This is a genomic window from Inmirania thermothiophila (genome assembly GCF_003751635.1).
Taxonomy (GTDB): Bacteria; Pseudomonadota; Gammaproteobacteria; order DSM-100275; family DSM-100275; genus Inmirania; species Inmirania thermothiophila.
In genome coordinates, this window is sequence record NZ_RJVI01000001.1 from 817,928 (window position 1) to 841,356 (window position 23,429).

At 74.8% G+C, this 23,429-nt stretch carries 24 protein-coding genes; 18 read left to right on the forward strand and 6 right to left on the reverse strand.

Annotation, left to right across the window (positions count from 1 at the left end; genetic code table 11):
- Nucleotides 1–2: 2 nt before the first annotated feature.
- Complete coding sequence (locus tag EDC57_RS04010; RefSeq protein ID WP_123400452.1) at nt 3–542, reverse strand: mechanosensitive ion channel family protein; 540 nt, start codon at nt 540–542, stop codon at nt 3–5.
- Nucleotides 543–648: 106 nt separating this feature from the next.
- Between EDC57_RS04010 and arsS the strand changes: the two genes are divergently transcribed.
- Genes arsS through EDC57_RS04025 form a run of 3 tightly spaced genes read left to right on the forward strand, consistent with a single transcriptional unit; the run spans nt 649 to nt 2,953 of the window.
- Nucleotides 649–1,614, forward strand: a complete 966-nt coding sequence (gene arsS, locus EDC57_RS04015; protein ID WP_123400454.1) for an arsenosugar biosynthesis radical SAM (seleno)protein ArsS — start codon at nt 649–651, stop codon at nt 1,612–1,614.
- A complete protein-coding gene (locus tag EDC57_RS04020; RefSeq protein WP_123400456.1) occupies nt 1,611–2,297 on the forward strand; it encodes a TIGR04283 family arsenosugar biosynthesis glycosyltransferase in 687 nt (228 codons plus the stop codon). The genes arsS and EDC57_RS04020 overlap by 4 nt, the downstream gene beginning before the upstream one ends.
- A complete protein-coding gene (locus EDC57_RS04025; protein ID WP_123400458.1) occupies nt 2,297–2,953 on the forward strand; it encodes a TIGR04282 family arsenosugar biosynthesis glycosyltransferase in 657 nt (218 codons plus the stop codon). Before EDC57_RS04020 ends, EDC57_RS04025 begins: the two co-directional genes overlap by 1 nt.
- On the opposite strand, the gene EDC57_RS04030 is transcribed toward EDC57_RS04025, so the two are convergent.
- The 4 genes from EDC57_RS04030 to flgA all read right to left on the reverse strand — a co-directional run bounded on the left by EDC57_RS04030 (nt 2,904) and on the right by flgA (nt 5,253).
- On the reverse strand, nt 2,904–3,623 hold the full coding sequence (locus EDC57_RS04030; protein WP_123400460.1) for a flagellar brake protein: 720 nt from the start codon (nt 3,621–3,623) through the stop codon (nt 2,904–2,906). The two genes, EDC57_RS04025 and EDC57_RS04030, sit on opposite strands and share 50 nt — an antisense overlap.
- Nucleotides 3,624–3,652: 29 nt before the next feature.
- The gene (flgN, locus tag EDC57_RS04035) at nt 3,653–4,120 is read right to left on the reverse strand and encodes a flagellar export chaperone FlgN (protein WP_123400462.1); all 468 of its coding nucleotides are present in this window, start codon (nt 4,118–4,120) and stop codon (nt 3,653–3,655) included.
- Complete coding sequence (gene flgM / locus EDC57_RS04040) at nt 4,117–4,443, reverse strand: flagellar biosynthesis anti-sigma factor FlgM (protein WP_123400464.1); 327 nt, start codon at nt 4,441–4,443, stop codon at nt 4,117–4,119. Before flgM ends, flgN begins: the two co-directional genes overlap by 4 nt.
- Before the next feature lie 90 nt (nt 4,444–4,533).
- On the reverse strand, nt 4,534–5,253 hold the full coding sequence (flgA, locus tag EDC57_RS04045) for a flagellar basal body P-ring formation chaperone FlgA (RefSeq protein ID WP_148051427.1): 720 nt from the start codon (nt 5,251–5,253) through the stop codon (nt 4,534–4,536).
- 179 nt (nt 5,254–5,432) lie between these two features.
- Between flgA and flgB the strand changes: the two genes are divergently transcribed.
- From flgB to EDC57_RS04105, 12 genes are read left to right on the forward strand one after another with little or no spacing between them, the layout of a single operon-like run.
- Complete coding sequence (gene flgB, locus EDC57_RS04050) at nt 5,433–5,828, forward strand: flagellar basal body rod protein FlgB (RefSeq protein ID WP_425454785.1); 396 nt, start codon at nt 5,433–5,435, stop codon at nt 5,826–5,828.
- Nucleotides 5,829–5,830: 2 nt separating this feature from the next.
- Nucleotides 5,831–6,244 carry a flagellar basal body rod protein FlgC gene (flgC, locus tag EDC57_RS04055; protein WP_123400471.1) on the forward strand — a complete coding sequence of 138 codons (414 nt, stop codon included), beginning with the start codon at nt 5,831–5,833 and terminating at the stop codon, nt 6,242–6,244.
- A 12-nt stretch (nt 6,245–6,256) separates the two neighbouring features.
- Nucleotides 6,257–6,919 (forward strand): flagellar hook assembly protein FlgD, encoded by a 663-nt coding sequence (locus tag EDC57_RS04060; protein WP_123400473.1) that lies wholly within the window; start codon nt 6,257–6,259, stop codon nt 6,917–6,919.
- A gap of 14 nt (nt 6,920–6,933) precedes the next feature.
- A complete protein-coding gene (gene flgE, locus EDC57_RS04065) occupies nt 6,934–8,202 on the forward strand; it encodes a flagellar hook protein FlgE (protein ID WP_123400475.1) in 1,269 nt (422 codons plus the stop codon).
- Between the two features lie 23 nt (nt 8,203–8,225).
- Nucleotides 8,226–8,969: a flagellar basal body rod protein FlgF gene (locus EDC57_RS04070; protein WP_123400477.1), complete on the forward strand. Its 744-nt coding sequence runs from the start codon at nt 8,226–8,228 to the stop codon at nt 8,967–8,969.
- 11 nt (nt 8,970–8,980) lie between these two features.
- The gene (gene flgG / locus EDC57_RS04075) at nt 8,981–9,766 is read left to right on the forward strand and encodes a flagellar basal-body rod protein FlgG (protein WP_123400479.1); all 786 of its coding nucleotides are present in this window, start codon (nt 8,981–8,983) and stop codon (nt 9,764–9,766) included.
- A gap of 10 nt (nt 9,767–9,776) precedes the next feature.
- Complete coding sequence (flgH, locus tag EDC57_RS04080) at nt 9,777–10,454, forward strand: flagellar basal body L-ring protein FlgH (protein WP_123400481.1); 678 nt, start codon at nt 9,777–9,779, stop codon at nt 10,452–10,454.
- Nucleotides 10,455–10,507: 53 nt separating this feature from the next.
- Nucleotides 10,508–11,590 (forward strand): flagellar basal body P-ring protein FlgI, encoded by a 1,083-nt coding sequence (locus tag EDC57_RS04085; RefSeq protein WP_245995117.1) that lies wholly within the window; start codon nt 10,508–10,510, stop codon nt 11,588–11,590.
- 3 nt (nt 11,591–11,593) lie between these two features.
- The gene (gene flgJ / locus EDC57_RS04090) at nt 11,594–12,466 is read left to right on the forward strand and encodes a flagellar assembly peptidoglycan hydrolase FlgJ (protein WP_123400484.1); all 873 of its coding nucleotides are present in this window, start codon (nt 11,594–11,596) and stop codon (nt 12,464–12,466) included.
- Between the two features lie 17 nt (nt 12,467–12,483).
- Nucleotides 12,484–14,433 carry a flagellar hook-associated protein FlgK gene (gene flgK, locus EDC57_RS04095; RefSeq protein ID WP_123400487.1) on the forward strand — a complete coding sequence of 650 codons (1,950 nt, stop codon included), beginning with the start codon at nt 12,484–12,486 and terminating at the stop codon, nt 14,431–14,433.
- Nucleotides 14,434–14,439: 6 nt separating this feature from the next.
- Nucleotides 14,440–15,639, forward strand: a complete 1,200-nt coding sequence (gene flgL, locus EDC57_RS04100) for a flagellar hook-associated protein FlgL (RefSeq protein ID WP_123400489.1) — start codon at nt 14,440–14,442, stop codon at nt 15,637–15,639.
- Between the two features lie 31 nt (nt 15,640–15,670).
- Nucleotides 15,671–16,435: a sulfotransferase domain-containing protein gene (locus tag EDC57_RS04105; RefSeq protein WP_123400491.1), complete on the forward strand. Its 765-nt coding sequence runs from the start codon at nt 15,671–15,673 to the stop codon at nt 16,433–16,435.
- Between the two features lie 3 nt (nt 16,436–16,438).
- Here the strand turns inward: EDC57_RS04105 and EDC57_RS04110 are convergent, their stop codons facing one another.
- Nucleotides 16,439–19,573, reverse strand: a complete 3,135-nt coding sequence (locus tag EDC57_RS04110) for a tetratricopeptide repeat protein (RefSeq protein ID WP_123400493.1) — start codon at nt 19,571–19,573, stop codon at nt 16,439–16,441.
- A 210-nt stretch (nt 19,574–19,783) separates the two neighbouring features.
- On the opposite strand from EDC57_RS04110, the gene EDC57_RS04115 reads away from it, so the two are divergent.
- The 3 genes from EDC57_RS04115 (at nt 19,784) to fliD (ending at nt 23,426) form a co-directional block, all read left to right on the forward strand.
- Entirely contained in the window at nt 19,784–21,436 is a 1,653-nt protein-coding gene (locus EDC57_RS04115; RefSeq protein ID WP_123400495.1) for a flagellin N-terminal helical domain-containing protein, read from the forward strand.
- Between the two features lie 74 nt (nt 21,437–21,510).
- Nucleotides 21,511–21,921: a flagellar protein FlaG gene (locus EDC57_RS04120; RefSeq protein ID WP_123400497.1), complete on the forward strand. Its 411-nt coding sequence runs from the start codon at nt 21,511–21,513 to the stop codon at nt 21,919–21,921.
- 89 nt (nt 21,922–22,010) lie between these two features.
- Nucleotides 22,011–23,426 carry a flagellar filament capping protein FliD gene (gene fliD / locus EDC57_RS04125; RefSeq protein WP_123400499.1) on the forward strand — a complete coding sequence of 472 codons (1,416 nt, stop codon included), beginning with the start codon at nt 22,011–22,013 and terminating at the stop codon, nt 23,424–23,426.
- Nucleotides 23,427–23,429: the final 3 nt, after the last annotated feature.

Sequence of the window (23,429 nt, forward strand, 5' to 3'; positions counted from 1 at the left end):
CGTCACCACCCGTCGCGGCCGCTCCCCTGGGGCGGCGGCTCCCGAACCGTGATGACCTGGGTCAGGAGGACGCTGTTGGGCACCAGATGGCGCCGTCCCTCGGTCTCGAGGATCGTGTAGCGCAGGTCGATGCTGCGCACCAGGCCCTCGGCCGCGCCCACCTGGACGTGGTCGCCGGGGCGGAAGGGGCGGTAGAAGAGGATCAGGACGCCGGCGAGGAGGTTGGAGAGGGCGTCGCGCAGGGCGAAGCCGAGGGCGAAGCCGGTCAGGCCGAGGCCGGCGACGAGGGCGCCCACCTCGATGCCGGCGGTGCCCAGCGCGCTCACCGCACCGACGGCGAGGATGCCGGCGTGGGCGGTGGCGGCGAGCAGCCGCACCACCTCGTCGCGCCCGGGCTCGAGCCGCGCGGCGAGTCGGCGCAGGAGCGAAGCCGCCACCTGCGCCCCGACCCAGAAGGCGAGGAGGACGGCCGCCGCGAGCACGGCCCGCCAGGCGAAGGGGCCGAGGCCGGCACGCAGGGCATCGAGGAGCGACTCCGTCATGAAGGCAGTCTACGATGTATGCGCCGGGCCGGTAAGCCCGGGCGCCGCGACCGGGTCCCGTTGGCAGCGGAGAAGGCCCCGCCGGGGCGGGACGAAAGGAGGGACGATGCATTCGACGCGCGAGCTCCTGATGGAGACCGACTTCCCGCCGCTTCTGCGGGGGCGGCTCGAGACGGTGCAGGTCAACGTCGGCTACCGCTGCAACCAGCGCTGCCTGCACTGTCACGTCGCCGCCGGGCCCCACCGCAGCGAGACCATGGACTGGGCGACCATGGAGGCGGTGCTCGATCTGCTCGCCGCCTCCGGTGCCGGCACCCTGGACGTCACCGGCGGCGCCCCAGAGCTCAACCCCCACTTCCGCGAGCTGGTGCGGCAGGCGCGGGCGCTGGGGGTGCGGGTCATCGACCGCTGCAACCTCACGATCCTCGGCGAGCCGGGGCAGGAGGACCTGGCCGAGTTCCTCGCCGCGCACCGCGTCGAGGTGGTGGCCTCGCTGCCCTGCTACCTCGAGGAGAACGTCGACCGCCAGCGGGGCCGCGGCGTCTTCGCGCGCAGCATCGAGGGGCTGCGCCGCCTCAACGCCCTCGGCTACGGCGATCCCGCCTCCGGCCTCGTGCTGAACCTGGTCTACAACCCGCAGGGGCCGGTCCTGCCGCCGCCGCAGGCGGAGCTGGAGGCTGACTACCGGCGCGAGCTCCTCGACCGCCACGGCGTGCGCTTCAACCGCCTGCTGGCGCTCGCCAACATGCCCATCCAGCGCTTCGGCAGCACCCTCGTCTCGCGGGGGCAGTTCCACGACTACATGGCGCTGCTGCGCGCAAGCCACCGCCCCGAGAACCTGGAGACGGTGATGTGCCGCAGCCTCGTCAGCATCGACTGGCGCGGCCAGGTCTACGACTGCGACTTCAACCAGATGCTGGGGCTGCCCCTCGCCCTCGGCGGCCGTCCCCGGGTGCACGTGCGCGACCTGGTGGGGCGCGACCTGGAGGGCAATCCGGTGGTGGTGGGCGATCACTGCTACGGCTGCACCGCGGGCCAGGGTTCGAGCTGCGGGGGTGCCCTGAGCGGGTGAGCGGGCGCCTCTCGGTCGTCGTCCCGGCCCTGGGCGAGGCCGCCGTCATCGGCGCCGCGCTGCGGGCGCTGGCGCCCCTGCGCGCGGCGGGCGAGGAGGTGATCGTGGTGGACGGCGGCAGCGCCGACGGCACCGCGGAGGCCGCGCGCGGGCTCGCCGACCGGGTGCTGGTGTGCCGTCCGCCGGGGCGGGCGCGGCAGATGAACGCCGGCGCCGCCGTCGCCCGCGGGACGATCCTGTGGTTCCTCCATGCCGACACCCTGCCCGCACCCGGCGCGGCCGAGGCCATCCGGGCCGCCGTCGCCGCCGGTGCGGGCTGGGGCCGCTTCGACGTGCGCCTGAGCGGCGCCCACCCGCTGCTGCGGGTGGTGGAGCGCGCCATGAACCTGCGCTCGCGCCTGACCGGCATCGCCACCGGGGATCAGGGCATCTTCGTACGCCGCGACTGGTTCGAGGCCGCGGGCGGCTTCCCGGACATCCCCCTCATGGAGGACATCGCCCTCAGCCGTGCCCTGCGCCGCCGCGGCCGGCCGGCCTGCCTCGCCGGCCCCCTCGTGACCTCCAGCCGCCGCTGGGAGGCGCACGGCGTGGTGCGCACCATCCTCCTCATGTGGCGCCTGCGCCTCGCCTACTTCCTCGGCGCCGACCCGGCCCGGCTCGCGCGCCGCTACGCCCGGCCGTAATGCCCGTCGCCGTCGCCGTCTTCACCCGCCTGCCCGAGCCCGGGCGCGCCAAGACCCGGCTGATCCCGGTCCTCGGGGCGGCGGGGGCGGCCGAGCTGCAGCGGCGCCTCGCCGAGCATGCGGTGGCCGAGGCCGCCGCCGCGGCCTGCGGTCCGGTGACGGTGTGGGCGACGCCGCGCATCGACGCGCCGTGGCTCGTGGCCCTCGCCGACCGCCACGGCGCCGCGCTGGCGCTGCAGGAGGGGGCCGACCTCGGCGCCCGCATGCGGGGGGCGCTCGCCGAGGGGGTGCGCGCGACGGGGGCGGCGCTGGTCATGGGGTCGGATCTCCCCGACCTTCGGCGCGATGTGCTGCGCCGGGCGGCGGAGGCGCTCGGGGGCGCGGACGCGGTGCTGCTTCCGGTGGAGGACGGCGGCTACGGGCTGCTGGGGGTGCGGGGCGCGGTGCCGGACCTCTTCTCGGGCATCCCCTGGGGCGGTCCGGAGGTGGCGGCGGCGACCCGGCGGCGGGCGGCCGCGCTCGGGCTGCGGGTGGTGGAGCTCGAGCCCCTGTGGGACCTGGACCGCCCGGCCGACCTCGCCCGCCTCGACCCGGGCCGGTTCCCGCTCAGGGCTGGCGCTGGCGCCGGAGGAGCTCCCGTTCCACCTCGCGGATGAAGCGCTCCAGGCGGTGATCCTGGCCGCGTGGGATGCGCGAGAAGCGGGCCCCGACGCGGAGGGTCCCGTCGCTGCGGGGGTGGACGTTGCGCACCTCGAGCCCGGCGTGGAAGACGCCGCCGTCGGGAAGCTGGACGATGCAGCCCTCCACCGTCGCGAGATCCGCGGGCTCTCCGCGGCCCGCCATCAGCACCAGGCTCCCGAGGCCGCCGAGGGAGAGGTCCTCGAGTCGCCCGAAGAGGCTGCCCTCGGCGGCGTCGACCAGGGTCACGGGGACCTCGGCGACGGCCGCCACCGGCACCCGCACCCAGGCCCGGCGCTGGTGGTGCAGGAGCCGGTCCGGGAAGGCGATGCGGACCAGGACCTGGCCCCCCATGGGGGCCGCCTCGCGCACCCGGGCCACGAACTCGATGCGCTCGCCGGGGTGGTCGATGCGGCAGTGCACGCCGCGGCCGGGCTCCGGCAGCGGCTCGCCCTTGGCGCGCCGGATGCCCTCGACGAGGAAGTATTCCTCGAGCGGGCGGACCGCGGCCACGGCGCCCCCGCGCGGCGCCGCCTCGGACTCGAAGCGCAGCACGAGGGGCCGGCGGTCGTCCTGGGCGCGGGCGAGCAGCTGCGCGATGCGCGCCGGGGAGGTGACCTCCAGGGTGTGGACGTGCGGCTGCGCCACCGTCGAGGCCGTCCCTGCGCGGCCCCGGGCTAGGCCTTGGCGATGGATGAGCCGGTGCCGGCGGCCGCCGGGGCGCCGTCCGGACCGTAGGTGCCGTCGCCGCCGCGAAGCAGGGCCAGGGCCTCCTCGAGACGGCGGCTCGAGGCCTGGACGATGCGGGCGTTGATCTCGTTGTCGCGGCGGCAGCGCAGCACCGCCTCCCGCACCGCCGCCCAGCGCCGCCCGAGGCCGCCTGCGGGGTCGAGCCGCGTCAGCAGCGCCTCGAAGGCCTCGGCATCGCTTCCCGCCGCCTCCCGGCGCCGGGCCTCGGCGCGGTCGATGCGGTCGGCAAGCTCCGCCTTGCGCCTTGCGGTCTCGGCGATGGCCGCGGCATCGGCGCGGGCGAGCGCCCTGCGCTCGGCGGCCAGGGTCTCGGCGAGGGCGTCGAGGGCGGCGAGGGTCTCGTCGAGGATGCGGGCCAGCGCCTCGGCCCGCGCGGGATCCGCGGCGGCGCTCATCCCTTCCCGCCGAGGGCCGACTCGAAGGCGAGCAGCCGCGCCGCCACCCGCTGCGGGTCCACCTGGTAGCTGCCGTCGGCGATGGCCTGCCGCAGCTGCTCGACGCGCTGGGTGTCCACCACCGGGAGCTCGGCCAGGCGCTCGGTGAGCGACTGCAGCGTGCGGGCGGTGTCGGTGAGGCTCACGGTGTCGTAGGTGGCGGGCCGTCCGGTCTCCTGCTGGCGTGCCGACGGCTCGCTGCGCTCGACGTCCACGCGCGCACCCTCGCGCGCCTCGGTGGAGAGCCGCTGCGGGCCTCCGCTGCCGTTGATCTCGATCGCCATCGTCACGCTCCCGGGGTTCTGTCCCCCTTATCGGCCGTCGGGCGCCGGGCTTGAGGCGCGCCCCTGCGGATCGAGCCGATTCTAGCAGCCTCACATGATCACCTGCACCCGCCCGGGGCCCACCACCACGCCCTCCACGACGCGGCCGCTGCCCTCGTTGCGCACCCGCACCCGCGCGCCCAGGGGGGCGTCGCCGAGGGCGCGGCCGCTGCTGCGCACCCGCACCGGCCCGGCGCCGGCCTCGAGCACCACCCGCTCGCCGCGACGGACGAGGCGCGGCGGGCGCAGGGCCGCGGGGCTGACCACCTCGCCGGGGCGCAGCGGGCGCAGCGTCTCCTGGCCCACCGCCCGCTCGAGGGCGTCGAGGTAGCCCGCGGGCAGGGCGGCGAGGTCGCGCCGCTCCACCCGCAGGTCCTGCGCCGAGAGCGTCCGTCCGCGGGGCACGGGACGCGCCGCCACCACCACCGGGACGAGGCCGCGCACGGTCACCGACACGTACAGGGACCAGGGCCGCGGCCCCGGGCAGCGCACCCCCACGACGCGGCGGCCCACCGCGCGGCTGCCGGGGGGGTCGAAGGTCTCGAGGGCGCCGGCGCATCGGGGCAGGCGCAGGCGCGGGTCGAGGGCGCCGGCCCGCACCTCGATGTGCTCGGCGGCGGCCCCCGCGGCGGCGCGGGCATGGGCCTCGGCGGCCCGCCGGACGGCGTCGAGGGGCTGCAGGGCCGCCCGTCCGGACGCCGGCGCCGCCGCGAGCAGGAGGGCAAGGCAGGCGACGAGGCTTCGCTGGGTCATGGCTGCGACGCTCTTCATGGAGGCCTGCGCAAGGCCGTGCAAGCGCCGTGCCGGGCGGCGGCGCGGCGGCAAGGGCTTGCCGCCCCCGCCGCCGCCCTTGCCGCCGCCGTCCGCCCCGGGGCGCGTCGTCACGGGGCCGCGGCGGGTTGGCACGCCTCCTGCATCGGGGTGGGCGCAGGCTCAAGGAATCCGCGCAAGTGCCGATGAAGACCGATCCGCTGTTCGGAATCCACGCCAAGGCGTTGACGCTTCGGGCGCAGCGCGCCGGAATTCTGGCGTCCAACATCGCCAACGCGGACACCCCGCACTACAAGGCGCGCGACCTCGACTTCCGCGCCGCGCTGGCCGCGGTCGAGGGGCGTGCCGTGACCCTGCGGCGCACCGACGCCCGCCACCTGCCCGCGCCCGATCTGCTGCCCACCGCGGTGGCACTGCGCTACCGCGTCCCGGTGCAGCCCTCGCCGGACGGCAACACCGTCGATCCCCATGTGGAGCGTGCGGCCTTCGCCGACAACGCGCTGCGCTACCGCGCGAGCCTGCAGTTCCTCGGCGGCCGCATCCGGACCCTCCTCACCGCGATCCGGGGGCAGTAGCCATGTCGCTGATGCGCATCCTCGACATCTCCGCCCAGTCCCTTGCGGCCCAGTCGGTGCGGCTCAACGTCACCGCCAGCAACCTCGCCAACGCCAACAGCGAGGCGGGCTCGCCCGAGGCGGTCTACCGGCCGCGCCATCCGGTCTTCGCCGCCGTCCTCGATGCCCAGCGCCGGGATCCCGCCGCCGTCGGGGTGCGCGTGGCGGCGGTGGTGGAGAGCCAGGCGCCGCCGGAGAAGCGCTACGACCCCGGCCATCCCCTCGCCGATGCGCAGGGCTACGTCTACCTGCCGCGCATCGAGGTGGTGGAGGAGATGGCCGACATGATCTCGGCCTCGCGCAGCTACGAGGCCAGCGTCGAGGTCTTCAACACCGCCAAGGAGCTGGCCCTGCGCACCCTGGCGCTGGGCCAGTAAGGAGGAGCCGCGATGAGCACCATCGCCGACGTGGCCGCCGCCATCAACCCGCCCCAGGAGAGCCGCAGCGGGCCGCGCGACCGCCTGGGGCAGGAGGACTTCCTGCGCCTGATGGTGACGCAGCTGCGCAACCAGGACCCCTTCAAGCCGCTGCAGAGCGGGGAGTTTCTCGGCCAGATCGCCCAGTTCGGCACGGTCTCGGGGATCCAGGACCTGCAGCAGGCGTTCCGCGACTTCGCCGATTCCATGCACGGCGAGCAGGCCCTGCGGGCCGCCGCCCTGGTGGGTCGCAGGGTCCTGGTGCCGGGCGACGCGGTGCGCTTCGACGGCGAGCCCGTGCGCGGCGCGGTGGAGCTGGATGCGCCGGCCACGGAGCTGCGGCTCCGCGTCCACGACGCGGCGGGGGCGCTGGTGCGCACGGTGCCCCTCGGCGCCCACGAGGCCGGCCGGGTGGCCTTCACCTGGGACGGCCTCGACGACGCCGGTGCCCCCGTGCCGTCGGGCCGGTACCGGCTCGCGGTGGAGCGCGTCCGCGACGGCGAGACCGTGTCCCTGCAGCCGCTGGTGGCGGCACCCGTGGAGAGCGTCACCCTGCGCGCCGGCGGCGGGGCGCTCGAGCTCGAGCTCGAGGGCCTCGGCACCCGAACCCTCGACGACGTCCGCCAGATCCTCTAGGGGAGGTCCAGACCATGGCCTTTGAGATCGCACTGACGGGACTCAACGCCGCATCGGCCGAGCTCAGCGTCATCGGCAACAACATCGCCAACGCCGGCACCACCGGCTTCAAGCAGTCGCGGCCCGAGTTCGCCGACATCTTCGCCGTGTCCAACCTCGGGACCACGGCCTCGGGCATCGGCCAGGGGGTGCGCCTGAGCGGGGTGGCGCAGCAGTTCACCCAGGGCAACATCACCTTCACCGACAACCCCCTGGATCTTGCCATCAGCGGCGAGGGCTTCTTCCGCCTGAGCGACAACGGCGCCATCACCTACACCCGCGCCGGTGCCTTCCGCCTCGACAACCGGGGCTTCGTGGTGAACGGCCAGGGCCAGCGCCTGACCGCCTTCCAGGCCGACAGCGCGGGCAACATCACGGGCGCGCTGGGGGACCTCCAGATCTCCACCGCCAACATCCCGCCGCAGGCGACGAGCCAGCTCGATGCGCTGCTCAACCTCGACGCCAACGCCACGGTCTTCGGCGCCGGCGCGCCCGCCTTCAACCACAACGACCCCACCACCTTCAACCACGCCACCTCCACCACGGTCTACGACACCCTCGGCAATCCGCTGCTCGCGACCATGTACTTCCGCAAGGTGGGGGCCAACAGCTGGCAGATGCACACCTGGGTGACGCAGCCGGACGGCACCGAGGTGGAGCTCGTTCCCGCGGGCGGCAGCCCCGGCAGCCCGGCGACCCTGACCTTCGACAACACCGGCCGCCTCACCGCCACGAGCCCCGCCGGCTCCCTCGCCCTCAGCGTCGACTACGACCCGGCGACCCTGACCACCGGCGGCGCGCCCCTGGACATGGACATCGTCCTTTCCGGGACCACCCAGTTCGGCGCCGACTTCGCGGTCTCGAGCCTGAGCCAGGACGGCTTCGCCACCGGGCGGCTGACCAGCATCGACATCGAGGACAACGGCATCGTCTTCGCCCGCTTCTCCAACGGCCAGTCCAGCGTCCTCGGCCAGGTGGCGCTCGCCACCTTCGCCAACCCGCAGGGGCTGCGTCCGGTGGGCGACACCGCCTGGGCGGAGAGCTTCGCCTCGGGGCCGCCCCTGGTGGCCGCCCCCGGCAGCGGCACCCTCGGCCTCATCCAGTCGGGCGCCCTGGAGGAGTCCAACGTGGAGATCTCCGAGCAGCTGGTGCGGCTGATCACCGCCCAGCGCAACTTCCAGGCCAACGCCCAGGTGGTGACCACCGCCGACCAGGTCACCCAGGCCATCCTCAACATCCGCTAGCGTAGCGCGGCGGGAGCGGGGCCATGGACCGCCTGATCTACATCGCCATGAACGCCGCCGGCCAGGCGCAGCTGGCGCAGGCGGCGACGGCGCAGAACCTCGCCAACGTCGCCACCACCGGGTTCCGCGCCGCCCTCGCCCGCTTCGGCACCGTGGAGGTGGTGGGCGAGGGCGGCCCGACGCGGGCCTTCGGCGTCATCCTGCCGCCGACGGCCCATCTCGCGCCCGGGCCCGTCACCCCCACCGGGCGCGACCTCGACGTCGCGGTGGAGGGCGAGGGCTTCATCGCCGTGCAGGCCCCCGACGGCTCCGAGGGCTACACCCGCGCCGGGGACCTGCGCATCGACGCCAGCGGCCGCCTCCTCACCGGGGCGGGCTTCCCGGTGCTGGGCAACGGCGGCCCCATCGCCCTGCCGCCGGCGCAGAAGGTGGAGATCGGCGCCGACGGCACCGTCTCGGTGGTGCCGCTGGGCCAGGAGGCCTCCACGCTGGCGGTGGTGGACCGCATCAAGCTGGTGCGGCCCGACCCGGCGGCGCTGGTGCGCGGCGCCGACGGGCTGCTGCACCGGGCCGACGGGGGCGCGGAGCCTGCCGATGCCGCGGTGCGGCTGACCAGCGGCAGTCTCGAGGGCAGCAACGTGGATCTCACCCGCGCCCTGGTGGAGATGATCGAGCTCGGGCGGCGCTTCGAGGTGCACGTCAAGCTCATGCGGGAGGCCGAGGAGATGGACCGGGCGGCGGCGTCGCTGCTGCGGGTCGCGGGCTAGGAGGAGGAGCCATGAGCCAGGCACTGTGGATCGCCAAGACGGGCCTCGAGGCCCAGCAGACGAGGATGTCGGTGATCGCCAACAACCTCGCCAACGTCAACACCACCGGCTTCAAGCGGGGGCGGGCCCAGTTCGCCGACCTGCTCTACCAGAACGTGCGCCAGGCGGGGGGGCAGAGCTCCCAGGACACCATCCTGCCCTCGGGGCTCGTTCTGGGGACCGGCGTGCGGCTGGTCTCCACCGAGAAGATCTTCACCCAGGGCAGCCTCGTGGGGACCGAGAACGCCCTCGACCTCGCCATCCAGGGGCGCGGCTTCTTCCAGGTGCTGCTGCCGGACGGGCGCCTCGCCTACACCCGCGCCGGGGGCTTCCAGCGCGACGCCCAGGGGCAGCTCGTGACCCCCTCGGGCTACGTGCTGCAGCCCCCCCTCACCATCCCCGACGACGCCCTCAGCATCACCATCGGCACCGACGGCACCGTCACCGTCACCACCCCGGGCACCCCGAATCCGACCCAGGTGGGGACGCTGCAGCTCGCCGACTTCAGCAACCCGGCGGGGCTGCAGCCCATCGGCGACAACCTGTTCGTGGAGACCGCGGCGAGCGGGCCGCCCCAGCAAGGCACCCCGGGCCTCAACGGCCTCGGCACCACGGTGCAGGGGATGTTGGAGACCTCCAACGTCAACGTGGTGGAGGAGCTCGTCAACATGATCGAGACCCAGCGCGCCTACGAGATGAACTCGAAGGCGGTCTCGACCCTGGACGACATGCTCCGCTTCGCCACCAACCAGCTCTGAGACGCACGCCATGAGGCCGTCCCCGCGTCCCGCCGCCGTCGCCGCCGCGGCCCTGCTGCTGGGGGCCTGCGCCGCGACGCCGCCGCTGCACGACCCGGCCTTCGCGCCGGTGCCGCCGCCGGCGCCGCAGCCTGCGGCGCGTACCGCCGGCGCCGTCTACCAGGAGGGGTTCGGGCTTGCGCTCTTCGCCGACCGGCGCGCGCGGCGGGTGGGCGACATCCTCACCATCGTCCTCGTGGAGAGCACCGAGGCGAGCAAGAAGGCCGAGACCACCACCTCGCGCGAGGCGAGCATCGACGCCACGGGACCGACCCTGCTGGGGGACAAGGTGATCCGCCATGGGCGCGAGATCCTCTCGGCCAGCGTCGACGCGACCCAGGAGAACACCGGCAGCGGCACCGCCGAGCAGAGCAACAGCCTCGAGGGGCGGATCACGGTCACGGTGGCCGAGGTCCTGCCCAACGGCTACCTGCGGGTGCGCGGGGAGAAGGTGCTCACCCTCGGCCGCGGCGACGAGTTCGTGCGCTTCTCGGGCATCGTCCGTCCGGAGGACATCCGCGCCGACAACACGGTGCCCTCCACCCAGGTGGCCGATGCCCGGATCGTCTACAGCGGGCGCGGCGAGGTGGCCGACGCCGCCGGCGCCGGCTGGCTGTCGCGGTTCTTCCTCAGGGTCTGGCCCTTCTGACCGCGCGGGGCCGGGAGGTGAAGGCGATGCGTAGGGCGGGAAGGCTTGCGACGATGGGTGCGGTGCTGCTGGCCCTGGCGGCGCCGGCGGGGGCCGAGCGGGTCAAGGACCTGGCCTCGGTGGCCGGCGTGCGCGCCAACCAGCTCGTGGGCTACGGGCTGGTGGTGGGCCTCGACGGCACCGGCGACCAGACCAGCCAGGCCCCGTTCACGGTGCAGAGCCTGCGCAGCATGCTGGCCCAGTTCGGGATCACCATCCCGCCCGGGGTGAGCCTGCAGACCAAGAACGTGGCCGCGGTGGCGGTGCACGCGGAGCTGCCCCCCTTCGCCAAGCCCGGCCAGACCATCGACGTCACCGTCTCCTCCATCGGCAACGCCAAGAGCCTGCGCGGCGGCACCCTCCTCATGACGCCGCTGCGCGGCGCCGACGGCCGCATCTACGCCATCGCCCAGGGCAACCTGGTGGTGAGCGGCTTCGGCGTCGCCGGGGCCGACGGCTCCAGCATCAAGGTCAACGTCCCCAGCGCCGGCCGCATCCCCAACGGCGCCACCGTGGAGCGGCCCGCGCCGGATCCCTTCAACGGCGGCGCGAGCCTCACCCTCAACCTCCACGAGCCGGACTTCACCACCGCCTACCGCGTCGCCAAGGCCATCGACCGCGTCTTCGGCCGCGGCACCGCGCGCCCGCTGGACGCCACCTCGGTCGAGGTCAGCGCCCCCGCCGACCCGGGTCAGCGCGTCGCCTTCCTCTCCCTCGTCGAGAACGTGGAGGTGGAGCCGGGGGAGGCGCCGGCGCGGGTCATCGTCAACTCGCGCACTGGCACCGTGGTCATCGGCAGCCACGTGCGCGTGATGCCGGCGGCGGTGAGCCACGGCAGCCTCACCGTCACCATCACCGAGCGGCCCGAGGTGAGCCAGCCCGCGCCGCTCTCCGGCGGGCAGACCACGGTGGTGCCCCGGACCGAGATCCAGGCCGAGCAGGCCGGCGGGCGCATGTTCCTCTTCCGCTCCGGCGTGACCCTGGACGAGATCGTGCGCGCGGTGAACCAGGTGGGGGCGGCGCCGGGCGACCTGGTGGCCATCCTCGAGGCGCTGCGTGCGGCCGGGGCCCTGCGCGCCGAGCTGATCGTGATCTGAGCCATGCGCCCTGCGGCCGACAGCGCCGGCGCCGCCGCCCGCGTCTACCACGACCTGCGGGGTCTCGCCGCCCTGCGGGCGGACGCCGCCCGCGGCGAGCCCGGCAGCCTGCGCGAGGCGGCCGAGCAGTTCGAGGCGCTGCTGGTGCAGATGATGGTGCGCAGCATGCGCGCGGCGCGCCTTGCCGAGGACCCCTATGCGGGGCCGGGCGGCGAGCTCTACACGGATCTTCTCGACCGCCAGCTCGCCATCGAGCTGGCGGCGCGCGAGCGCCTCGGGCTCGCCGAGGCCATGGTGCGCCAGCTCGAGGGCGCGGCGCCGCGCCCGCCGGCGCCGCCGCCCGCCGAGGCCCCGCCCGCGTCGCGCGGCGAGGCGTTCGCCTCGCCGGCGGAGTTCGTGCAGCGGCTGCGGCCCCACGCCGAGCGGGCCGCACGCGCCCTCGGCACCCGACCCGAGCTGCTCCTCGCCCAGGCCGCCCTCGAGACCGGCTGGGGGCGGCGCGTGATCCGCCGCGACGACGGCACGAGCAGCCACAACCTCTTCAACATCAAGGCCGACGCGCGCTGGCAGGGCCCGCGCGTGGAGGTGGAGACCACCGAGTACCGCGACGGGCGCGCGGTGCGCGAGCGGGCCGCCTTCCGCGCCTACGGCTCCTGGGCGGAGGCCTTCGACGACTACGTCGCCTTCCTGCGGGCGAGCCCGCGCTACCGCGAGGCGGTGGCGCAGGCGGGGCGGCCGGCGGCCTTCGTGCGGGCGCTGGCCGAGGGCGGCTACGCCACCGACCCGGACTACACGGGCAAGGTCCTGGCGATCCTCGCGCGGCTCGAGGGCGACGGGTTCAAGTCTGCGGCGGCGGCGCCGACAGACGGGGCGTGAGGCGGAGGTAGGGCACCATGGCCACGGGCAACGTCTTCGGCATCAGCACCACGGCGCTGCTCGCCTTCCAGCGGGCCCTGGCCACCACCGGCCACAACATCGCCAACGTCAACACCCCCGGCTACAGCCGCCAGCGCGTGGACCTGGTGGCACGGCCGCCGCAGTACGTGGGCGGCGGCTTCATGGGCGCCGGCGTCATCGTCGACTCGGTCACCCGCGTGACCGACGAGTTCCTCACCGGGCAGGTGCGGGCGAGCACCTCCGCCCACGCCGAGGAGGCTGGGTTCCACGCGCTCGCCGCCCAGGTGGACGCGCTCCTCTCGGACCCCGAGGCGGGCCTGCTGCCGGGGCTCGAGCAGTTCTTCAACGGGCTGCAGGACCTCGCCGACCACCCCGACTCGGTGCCGGTGCGCGAGGCCCTGATCGGCGCCGCCGACAGCCTCGTCGGCCGCTTCGCCGCCCTCGGCGGGCGCCTCGACGACCTCAACCGCGAGGTCAACGCCCGCATCGGCGCCGAGGTGGAGGAGATCAACGCCCTCGCCCGCGCCATCGCCGACCTCAACGTGCGCATCGTGCAGGCCCTCGGCATCGCCCAGGGCGACCCCCCCAACGACCTGCTGGACCAGCGCGACGAGGCCCTGCGCCGGCTCGCCGAGCACGTCGGCGTCACCGTGGTGGCGCAGGACGACGGCGCGGTCAACGTCTTCCTCGGCCGCGGCCAGGTCCTGGTGCAGGCGGCGGTGGCCAACGAGCTCGCCGCGGTGGAGGACGCCTTCGACCCGAGCCGGCTCACGGTGGCCTTCCGCAAGGGCTCGGTGGTGGCAGACATCGGGCCCTACGTCTCGGGCGGGGCGCTGGGCGGCGTGCTGCGCTTTCGCGGCGAGATCCTCGATCCGGCGGCGCGCGAGCTCGGGCGTCTGGCGGTGGCGGTGAGCGACGCCGTCAACGACCAGCACCGCCTCGGCACCGACCTCGACGGCAACCTCGGCGGCGACTTCTTCACCGATCTTGCCGCCACCGCCGGGGTCGGGCTCGCCTCCCGGGCCAACGCCGCATCCACCGACGTCACGGTGGCGGTGGAGGTGACGGACGTGGCCGCGCTCGCCGCCAGCGACTACCGCATCGACTTCGACGGCAGCGACTACACGGTGCGCCGCCTCGCCGACAACCAGGTCGTGGCCACGGTGGCGGCCGCGGGCTTTCCCCAGACCATCGACCTCACCGCCGGCGAGGGCCTGCGCCTGACCCTCTCGGGAAGCAGCGTCAGCGCCGGCGACGCCTTCCTGGTCCGGCCCACCGCCCGCGCCGCCGCCGCCATCGGCATCGAGGTCGGCGGCGTGCGCGAGATCGCCGCCGCCGCTCCCATCCTCGCCGAGGCCGACCTCGGCAACACCGGCAGCGCCACCGTGACCCTCGGCGAGGTGAGCGCGGGGCCGCCGCCGGATCCCAACCTGCAGCAGACGGTCACCATCACCTTCAACGATCCGCCGACCAGCTTCGACGTCAGCGGTACCGGCACCGGCAATCCCACCGGGGTCGCCTACACGCCCGGCGCCGAGATCAGCTACAACGGCTGGACCATCCGCATCGACGGCGCGCCGGCGGCGGGCGACCGCTTCACGGTGCGCGCGAGCACGGGGGCGACGGGCGACAACCGCAACGCCCTCGCCATGGCCGCGCTGCGCGAGCGCGCGCTGCTCGAGGGCGGCACCCTGCGCCTCGCCGACGCCTACGGCGCCACCGTCGCCTCCGTGGGCAGCGCGACCCGCGAGGCCGAGGTCTCGGCCGAGGCCCAGCAGGCCCTGCTGGACCAGGCGGTGGCCCGGCGCGAGGCGGTCGCCGGGGTCAACCTCGACGAGGAGGCGGCCAACCTGCTCCGCCTGCAGCAGGCCTACCAGGCGGCGGCGCAGGTGATCCGCACCGCCTCCACCCTGTTCGACACCCTGTTGGCGGCGGTCGGGAGGTAGCGGGCCATGCGCGTCTCCACCTCGCAGATCCACACCGGCGCCCTGCGCGCCATGCTCGACGGCCAGGCGCGGCTGCAGGAGACGCAGCTGCAGCTCGCCACCGGCCGCCGCGTGCTCACCCCCGCGGACGACCCCGCGGCGGCGGCCCGCATCCTCTCCCTCACCGCCTCCACCGCGGGCCTCGAGCAGTACGGGGCCAACGCCGCCGCCGCCCGCGCCCGCCTGGGCGTGGAGGAGACGGCGCTCGCCGGGGCCCAGCGCCTGCTGGTGCGGGCGCGCGAGCTCGCGATCCAGGGCGGCGACGACGCCCTCGCCGCCGCCGACCGCGACGCCATCGCCGAGGAGGTGCGGGGGCTGCGGGCGGAGCTCGTGCGCATCGCCAACAGCCAGGACGCCAACGGCGAGTACGTCTTCGCCGGCTTCAAGGTACGCACCGAGCCCTTCACCGAGCGCGGCGCCGGCGTGACCTACAACGGCGACGGCGGCCAGCGCTTCGTCGAGGTGGGGCCGGGGCGGCAGGTGGCGGTGGGCGATGCGGGCTCGGCGGTCTTCCTCGCGGTGCCCACCGGCAACGGCGTCTTCGCCGTGGAGGCCGACGCCGCCAACACCGGCACCGGCGTCATCCACCAGGGCAGCGTCACCGGCACCTGGGTCCCCGACACCTACACCATCCGCTTCAGCCAGCCCACGCCGTCGGATCCCGTGACCTACACCGTGACCGACTCGGGCGGCACCACCGTGGCCAGCGGCACCTACAGCGACGGGGCCGCCATCGCCTTCGCGGGGGCGGAGGTGGTGATCGAGGGCAGCCCCGCCGACGGCGACCGCTTCACCGTCGCCCCCAGCGGCAGCCAGGACCTCTTCGCCACCCTCGACCGCCTCCTCGAGGCGCTCGGCACCGGCGGCGACGCCGCCGCCGACGCGCTGCGCCACAACCGGCTGGGGCGGGTGCTCGCCGACCTCGACCGCGGCCTCGAGCATCTCGACGTCGTGCGCGCGCGGGTGGGGGCGCGGCTTGCCGCCGTGGAGAGCCAGGAGGAGGTCAACGCCGACCTCCGGCTGCAGCTCGAGGCGACCCTGTCGGGCCTTCGCGACCTGGACTACGCCGAGGCGGTCAGCCGCTTCAACGTGCAGCTCACCGCCCTGCGGGCGGCGCAGCAGACCTTCGCCCGCGTGCAGGGGCTGAGCCTGTTCCAGTTCCTCTAGGACCGGTCCGCGCGGGCCGCCGGGAGACGCCATGGAGACGAGACTGCAGGTGGCCTCGGAGCCCCGCCCCAAGGTGGCCGTGATCAGCCACGAGCGCTCCGGGACCCACTTCCTCATGAACACGCTGGCCGCCAACCTCGGCTACGTGGCGCGCCCCTGGTGGAACTTCGACTTCGAGCTCGGCCTCAACTTCCACGCCCCGCAGGGTCTGCGCGACTACTTCCGCCAGGTGCGCGGCCATGCCGTCCTCAACATCCTCAAGTCCCACCACCAGGCGGCCTTCTTCGAGCCCTTCGTCGCCGAGTTCCTGGAGGAGTTCCGCATCCTCTACATCGTGCGCGAGCCGCTGGCGGTGATGGCGAGCTTCTGGCGCCTGGTGCAGTCCCTGCCTTGGGACGAGGGCCCGCGCACGGAGAGTCCCGCGGCCTTCATGCGCGCGGCCCCCCGCGGTGCGCTGCTGCGCTACCAGAAGGCGCAGGTGCCGACCATGCTCGAGCGCTGGGCGGTGCACGTGGAGGGGTGGCTGGATCTGGCCGCCCGCCACCCCGAGGGCATCGTGGTGGTGCGCTACGAGCAGCTGGACGGGCGCTTCGGCGAGACCGTGGGCATGCTGGCCGGGCGGCTGGGGCTCGCGCCGCCGCCGGCGCCGGTGCGCCCCTCCCGCGAGGTCAACGTGGTGCGCGACACCGTCGGGCATGCGCGCACCCCGCCGTACACCGACGAGGACCGCGACTGGGCCGCGGGGCGCGTGGCGGCGACCCTCCGCCGCATCGCCGCCCTCGCCCCCGCGGCCTGAGGCTCAGGCGGCGAGGACCTCGGCGAGGCCCCGGCGGATGGCCTCCATGCGCTCGGCGAGCCGCTCCCGGTAGCGCCGTACCGCCTCGCGGTCGACCGGGAAGGCCTGCCCGGGCGGGTAGGCCCGGCCCAGCACCTCCACCAGCAGGGCGCGCACGGCGCGGGCCGAGGCCTCGGGCGCCGCGGGGTCGGGGTGCCACTGCATGCGTGCTGCGGCGGCGAGCCCCACGAGCACCGCGTCGGGACCGACGGCGACCACGCCGCCCGCCGCCGCCGCCTCCGCCGCCAGGGTCTCGGGCGGGGCGGCGGCGAGCGCCTGCGGCCCGATCCGCACCGCGCCCTCGGCGTCGTCGCGCGGCGCCGGGCGGAGGAAGGCGAGGGGCCAGACCCCCAGGTGGACCGCCCCGGAGGCGGCGTCGGCGGCGGTGAGGGCGAGGCGCAGCCGGAGCCTCGCCGGCGGCGCCGCCGCGGTGAAGGCGCCGGCGCAGGGCAGCGCCGGCGCGGCCGCGGCGAGGGCCTCGGCCGGGGCGGGGACGAGGCCGCCGGTGAGGAGGAGCGCGTCCGTCGCCTGCCCCTCCGCCACGAACTCGGTGCCGCCGGGCAGCAGCGCCGCCCACAGCCGCCCGGCCATGCGTGCCGGCAGGGAGTCGTCCAGGGCCAGCAGGCGCACCCGGCGCGGGACCGGGGTCTCGGGCGGCCGCCGCTCGAGGGCGAGATAGCAGCGCCCCTCGCCGCGCTCGGCGGCGCGCACCCCGAGACCCGCGGCGAGGAGCGCCTGCACCGTCCCCTCGAGGCGCTCGGAGGGGACCCCGAGGATCACCTCCGCAGCGGCCTCGCGCAGGGCCGCCGCCGCCTCCGCCGGGTCCCCAAGGTCCTCGGCCCGGGCCACCAGCAGATGGGTGAAGGGGCCGCCCTCGCCCTCCTCGTCGCCGACCCTGGTGAGCCGCGTCCCCTCCGGCAGCGGCACCGCCGGCGGCTCGCCCACCGCCAGCACCCGCGCCCCCGCAGGCAGCAGCGCCCCCGGTCCCTGCCAGGGGCCGGCGGCGGCGGCCGCCTGCGCCGCCTCGGCCTGCCGCGCCGCCACGAGATCGCGCAGGGCCGCCTCCACGCGTTCGAAGACGCTGTCCCAGTCGCCCGGTCGCGGCTGGCGGAAGAGCCGCATGGTGGGATACCACGGGCTGTCCTCGCGCTCCAGCATCCAGCGCCAGTCGCAGTCGTGCTGCAGCAGCGTCCACACGGGACGGCCCAGGGCGCCTGCGAGGTGGACCACGGAGGTGTCGACGCTGACCACGAGATCCAGGTGCATCAGGATCGCGGCGGTATCGGCCATGTCGCCGATGTCCGGCGTGGGATCCACCACCTCGATCCCCTGGGCCCGCAGCTCCGCCACCTCCTCCCCGCGCAGCCCCTTCTGCAGGCTGTAGAGGGTGACGCCGGGGATGCGGCCGAGGCGGGCGAAGCGCACCGCGGGCACCGAGCGGCGCGCGTCGTGGCGGTGGGTGGGGTTGCCGGCCCAGCAGATGCCCACGCGCAGCCCCGGCCCGGCCGGGAGCCGGCGGCGCCACTCCTCCACCAGGAACTCGGGCGCGCGCAGATACGGGATCTCGGCGGGGATGCCCTCGAGGTCCGTGCCGAAGACGTGGGGCAGGCTCGCCATGGCGAGATGGCAGGCGGGGGCCTCGATCCGCCCCTGGGCGGGGACGATGCGCGCCTGTGGGAAGGAGGCGGCGAAGAGCCGCAGCAGCGCCGGCGGGCTCGGCAGGACCGGCACCCCGCCTCGGGCACCGATCAGGGGCAGGTAGCGGGCGAACTGGATGGTGTCGCCGAGCCCCTGCTCGGGGTGCAGGAGGAGGGTGCCGCCCTGCAGCGGTCGGCCGTCCCAGACCGGGTCGGGGGGCGGCTTCGGAAAGCCCGGGGTGCCGTGCCGGAAGCGCGCCTCGTAGGCGGCGAAGCCCTCCCGCAGCCGGCCGTGCAGGAGCAGGACGATGGCGCGCTGCCACTGCACCTCGGCGCTCTCGGGCCAGTGGCGCGCCAGCTCCTCGATCACGGCGAGGGATTCGTCGAAGCGCCCGGCGTGGAGGAGGGCGTCGGAGAGGTTGACCCCGGCCGCCGGATGGCGCGGATCGGCGTGGTGCGCGCGCTCCAAGTAGGCGATGGCCTCGGCCGGGTCGCCCCCCTCCTCGAGCATCGTCACCCCCAGGTGCGAGAGCACGTCGGGATCGTCGGGCGCGATCTCGAGGGCGCGGGCACGGGCCGCGGCCGCCTCCTCACCCCGGCCCTGGCGGCGCAGGGCGGCGGCGAGGTTCAGCCACGCCTCGACGCAACCCGGGTCCTCGGCCAGGATCTCCCGGCAGATCCGCTCCACCTCGGCGTAGTCGCCGGTGCGCTGCAGCAGGTTGGCGTAGCCGAGCCGGCCCCGCCGGTGCCCGGGGTGGGCCTGCAGCAGCCGCCGGTAGGCGGCGAGGCCCAGTGACGCATCCACGATGGCCGCCGCCACCGCGGCGTTGCAGAGCGGCTCCGGATTCTCCGGCTCCAGCCCGGCGGCCCGCTCGAAGCAGGCCGTCGCCTCGCGGTGGCGGCCCTGGGCGAAGCGGAGCGCGCCGAGTTCCTGGAGCAGGCCCGCATGGGGGCCGTGGCGCGCCATCCACGCCTCCATCCAGGCCGCAGCCTGCTCGGGCTCGGCCGAGCGTGCCAGCGCCCACGCATGCAGCGCCGCCGCCTCGGTGTCGTCCGGCGCCTTCGCGAGCAGCCGCTCCGTGCAGGTGCGGGCCACCTCGGGCTCGTCGCGCCGCCGCGCCACCACGGCGCGGTTGCGCAGCCCCTGGGGGTGCTCGGGCGCGTGGGCGAGGAGGCGGTCGAGGAGGGCCGCGGCCTCGTCCAGGTGGTCCCGTTCGAGAAGCATCGCGCCCAGGTTGTTGAGGGCATCGACATGGTCCGGGTGGGCCGCGAGCACCTCCCGCAGCATCGCCGCGCCGCGCTCCCACTGGCCGGCCTGGCACAGCGCGGTCCCCAGCAACACCCGCAGGTGCGGATCGTCGCGCCGCCCCAGCAGCCGTTCATAGCGGGCCGCCGCCTCGGCGGCCCGGCCGGCGCGGTGCAGGGCCAGCGCCTGCTCCAGTTCCTGGTCGCCCCTCGCCACCTTCGCCTCCGTCGGGAAGTCGACAGCCGCCCCACGTGTTGCAAGAACGATGCCGGAGAGTCTAACCGCGCCGGGTCCGTGCGGGGCTAAAGGGGGCGAAGGGAGCGGCCGATACGGGGTTCGGCAGCGGTGAATGCCGACCGGCATATCCGCTAGGTGCAACGCCCCCGCGCCCGCGGTGCGGGGGCTCGGAACAGGGGAGAACGAGCCATGGCACTTGTGATCAACACCAACGTCGCGGCGCTCAACGCCCAGCGCAGCCTGAGCCGGACCCAGAGCGAACTCAACGTCGCCCTCGCCCGGCTCTCCACGGGCCTGCGCATCAACAGCGCCAAGGACGACGCCGCCGGCCTCGCCATCGCCCAGCGCATGACGGCGCAGATCCGCGGCATGGAGCAGGCGGTGCGCAACGCCAACGACGGCATCTCGCTGGCGCAGACCGCCGAGGGGGCGATGCAGGAGACCACCAACATCCTGCAGCGCATCCGCGAGCTCGCGGTGCAGTCGGCCAACGCCACCAACTCCTCGTCGGACCGCGCCGCGCTGCAGAAGGAGGTCAGCCAGCTGGTCGCCGAGCTCGACCGCATCGCCCAGACCACCGAGTTCAACGGCACCAAGCTCCTCGACGGCAGCTTCGCGGCGCAGGCCTTCCAGGTGGGGGCCAACGCCAACCAGACCATCACCGTCTCCGTCTCCAGCGCCCGCACGGTGGACCTCGGCGCCGTGGTGGACGCGAACGGGACCTACAAGAGCACGCTGACAGGCGCCACCGCCACCACCGGCACCCGGACCATCAGCAACGGTGCCGGCAGCTTCGCGGCGAAGCGCACGCTGACGGGAGCGGTGTCGAGCTCCGCGCTCTCGGGCCTCACCATCAACGGCGTCACCATCGACAACTCCACCGCCTTCGCCGTGAGCGGCGACACCTACCGCAGCGGCGACAGCGCCTACGCCAAGGCGCTCGCCATCAACGCCTCCAGCGATGACACCGGCGTGGAGGCCGTGGCCCAGACCCAGGTCACCTTCGGCGGCAACGGCGGCACCACCGGCGTCTCGGACTTCCTCGACATCACTCCCAGCAGCGGTACGGACACCATCTCCGGCTCCGGCAGCTACACGCTCAAGATCAACGGCACCACGGTGTTCACCTACACTTTCTCCGCCGGCGACAAGGTCACGGCGGCCGATGTCGCCCTCGACACCGTGGTGGCCAAGATCAACGAGAACAGCGACACCACCGGCGTCACCGCCACCAACAGCAACGGCAAGCTGGTGCTCACGGCCACGGACGGGCGCAACATCGAGGTCAACGAGGTGGTGTCGGGTTTCGACGCCAACGCCTCGGGCGGCGGCGACACCACCGCCACCATCAAGACCGTGTTCTCGAGCACCGCGTCGAACTCGGCGGGCACCATCGCGATGGACGCCGCCGACACCTTCCGCGGCTCCATCACCCTGCAGTCGTCCAACGCCGTGGAGCTCGCGGGCGGGGGCAGCGCGCTCAACGCCATCGGCTTCACCACCGCGCAGGCCTCCATCGCCACCTCGGGCAGCCTCGAGGGCCTCGACATCTCCACCGTGAGCGGGGCCAACGACGCCATCAAGCGGGTGGACGCCGCCCTCGACACCATCAACTCCGCGAGGGCGCAGCTCGGCGCGCTGCAGAGCCGCTTCGAGTCCACCATCCGCAACCTCGAGGTGACCGTGGAGAACGTCTCCGCGGCCCGCAGCCGGATCCAGGATGCGGACTTCGCCGCCGAGACGGCGCGTCTGACCCGGGCGCAGATCCTGCAGCAGGCGGGCACCGCCATGCTCGCCCAGGCCAACGTCCTGCCGCAGAACGTCCTGGCGCTGCTGCAGTAAGGGGATGACGTCCGGGGTGGGGGGCGGCCGGCGGGCCGCCCCCGCCCCGGGCGCGGACCCGGGAGGGTAGCGCAATGGCCAACGAGATCAGCACCCGCGTCGCGGTGGCGGTCTCCGGGCCGGCGGACGGTGCGCGGACACGGCCCCAGGTGGAGGGGGCGGTGCGGCAGGAGGGTGCGGCAGCGGGCGGCAACGCCTTGCCGCCGCAGGCCCCAGGGCAGGCGCCCCGCGAGGCCGGGCAGCCCTCCAGGGCGCAGGTGGAGGAGGCGGTGTCGCGGCTTCGCGACCACGTCCAGAGCCTGCGGCGCGAGCTCCGGTTCAGCGTCGACGAGGAGAGCGGCCACACCGTGATCCGCGTCATCGACGCCGAGACCGACCAGGTCATCCGGCAGATCCCGCCGGAGGAGGTCCTGAGCATCGCCCGCCACCTGCGCGAGCTGCGCGACCCCGAGCAGCAGGGGATCCTGCTCCGCGTGCAGGCCTGACTGGCCCGGTTGTTGCTTGTCATCGGCAAAGGGCCGGGTCCCGTTCCCGGGGCCCGGCCCCTCCGGGGCGGACCGACGGAGGCGGCATCATGGCGAGCATCCAGTCGCTGGGCGTGGGATCGGGGCTGGACCTGGCGTCGCTGGTCACCGACCTGGTGGCGGCCGAGCGCCAGCCGACGGAGCTTCGGCTCAACAAGCGCGAGGCCAAGACCCAGGCCACCCTGTCCGCCCTCGGCACGGTGAAGTCGGCGCTCGCCTCGCTGCGGGACGCCGTCGCCGCCCTCAAGGACACCGACACCTTCACCGGCCGCACCGCCACCTCGGGCGACACCTCGCTCTTCACCGCCAGCGCCGACGGCGACGCCGTCGCGGGCAGCTACGAGATCGAGGTGGTGCAGCGGGCGGCGGCGCACAAGGTCCGTTCCGGCGACTTCGCCTCCGCCGGCGACAACGTCGGCACCGGGACCCTCACCATCAGCGTCGGCGGCGACAGCTTCACGGTGGCGGTGGACGCCTCCGCGCAGACCCTCGCCGACGTGCGCGACGCCATCAACGCCGCCGACGGCAACGACGGCCTCGTCTCCGCCACCATCGTCCACGTGGACGACGGCGCCGGCGGCACCGTCTCGCGGCTCGTGCTCACCGCGGGCAGCACGGGCGCGGCCAACGCCATCTCCGTCACCGTCGCCGACGACGATGGCAACGACACCGACGCCGCCGGGCTGTCGCGCCTGGCCTCGGCCAATCTGGTGGAGATCCGGCCAGCGGCGGACGCCCAGATCCGCATCGACGGCCAGACCGTCTCCAGCGCCACCGACACCTTCGCGGACGCCATCGACGGCGTCACCATCACCGTGGTGGGCGAGCCGGAGACCCCGGGCACCACCGCCGAGCTGACCGTGGCCGTGGACCGCGGCGCCGTCACCGCGGCGGTGCAGGGCTTCGTGGACGCCTACAACGGGCTCGTGGCCACCCTCGGGGCCCTGACCGAATACAGCAGCGAGGGCGCCTCGGGCACCCTCATCGGCGACTTCACCGTGCGCACCCTCGAGAGCCGGCTGCGCGCCGAGCTCGGCGCCGCCGTGGACGGTGCGGACGCGGCCTACGACACCCTCGTGGAGCTCGGCATCACCACGGACGAGGACGGCATGCTGCAGCTCGACAGCGCGAAGCTGGAGGCGGCGATGGACGCCGGCCTCGACAAGCTCTCGACGCTCTTCGCCGGCAGCGACGGGGTCGCGGTGCGCCTCTACGACCTCATCGACGAGTACACCGGAAGCGACGGCATCCTCGACGCCCGCGAGGAGGGGCTGCAGGCGCTGCTCGACGACATCGAGGCGCAGCGCGAGGCCCTCGACCGCCGCATGGAGGCGCTCGAGGAGCGGCTCACGGCGCAGTTCAGCGCCCTCGACAGCCTCATCGCCGAGCTCAACACCACGAGCCAGTTCCTCGCCGGGCAGCTCGCCAACCTGCCCGGCGCCATCGACTCGGGCAGCAAGCGCTGAACC

Bases quoted from the DNA above. Each gene is read 5' to 3' on its own strand.
- EDC57_RS04010 (WP_123400452.1), bottom strand. From the start codon at position 542: ATGACGGAGTCGCTCCTCGATGCCCTGCGTGCCGGCCTCGGCCCCTTC.
- arsS (WP_123400454.1), top strand. From the start codon at position 649: ATGCATTCGACGCGCGAGCTCCTGATGGAGACCGACTTCCCGCCGCTT.
- EDC57_RS04025 (WP_123400458.1), top strand. From the start codon at position 2,297: ATGCCCGTCGCCGTCGCCGTCTTCACCCGCCTGCCCGAGCCCGGGCGC.
- flgN (WP_123400462.1), bottom strand. From the start codon at position 4,120: ATGAGCGCCGCCGCGGATCCCGCGCGGGCCGAGGCGCTGGCCCGCATC.
- flgM (WP_123400464.1), bottom strand. From the start codon at position 4,443: ATGGCGATCGAGATCAACGGCAGCGGAGGCCCGCAGCGGCTCTCCACC.
- flgA (WP_148051427.1), bottom strand. From the start codon at position 5,253: ATGAAGAGCGTCGCAGCCATGACCCAGCGAAGCCTCGTCGCCTGCCTT.
- flgC (WP_123400471.1), top strand. From the start codon at position 5,831: ATGTCGCTGATGCGCATCCTCGACATCTCCGCCCAGTCCCTTGCGGCC.
- EDC57_RS04060 (WP_123400473.1), top strand. From the start codon at position 6,257: ATGAGCACCATCGCCGACGTGGCCGCCGCCATCAACCCGCCCCAGGAG.
- flgE (WP_123400475.1), top strand. From the start codon at position 6,934: ATGGCCTTTGAGATCGCACTGACGGGACTCAACGCCGCATCGGCCGAG.
- EDC57_RS04070 (WP_123400477.1), top strand. From the start codon at position 8,226: ATGGACCGCCTGATCTACATCGCCATGAACGCCGCCGGCCAGGCGCAG.
- flgG (WP_123400479.1), top strand. From the start codon at position 8,981: ATGAGCCAGGCACTGTGGATCGCCAAGACGGGCCTCGAGGCCCAGCAG.
- flgH (WP_123400481.1), top strand. From the start codon at position 9,777: ATGAGGCCGTCCCCGCGTCCCGCCGCCGTCGCCGCCGCGGCCCTGCTG.
- EDC57_RS04085 (WP_245995117.1), top strand. From the start codon at position 10,508: ATGGGTGCGGTGCTGCTGGCCCTGGCGGCGCCGGCGGGGGCCGAGCGG.
- flgJ (WP_123400484.1), top strand. From the start codon at position 11,594: ATGCGCCCTGCGGCCGACAGCGCCGGCGCCGCCGCCCGCGTCTACCAC.
- flgK (WP_123400487.1), top strand. From the start codon at position 12,484: ATGGCCACGGGCAACGTCTTCGGCATCAGCACCACGGCGCTGCTCGCC.
- flgL (WP_123400489.1), top strand. From the start codon at position 14,440: ATGCGCGTCTCCACCTCGCAGATCCACACCGGCGCCCTGCGCGCCATG.
- EDC57_RS04105 (WP_123400491.1), top strand. From the start codon at position 15,671: ATGGAGACGAGACTGCAGGTGGCCTCGGAGCCCCGCCCCAAGGTGGCC.
- EDC57_RS04115 (WP_123400495.1), top strand. From the start codon at position 19,784: ATGGCACTTGTGATCAACACCAACGTCGCGGCGCTCAACGCCCAGCGC.
- EDC57_RS04120 (WP_123400497.1), top strand. From the start codon at position 21,511: ATGGCCAACGAGATCAGCACCCGCGTCGCGGTGGCGGTCTCCGGGCCG.
- fliD (WP_123400499.1), top strand. From the start codon at position 22,011: ATGGCGAGCATCCAGTCGCTGGGCGTGGGATCGGGGCTGGACCTGGCG.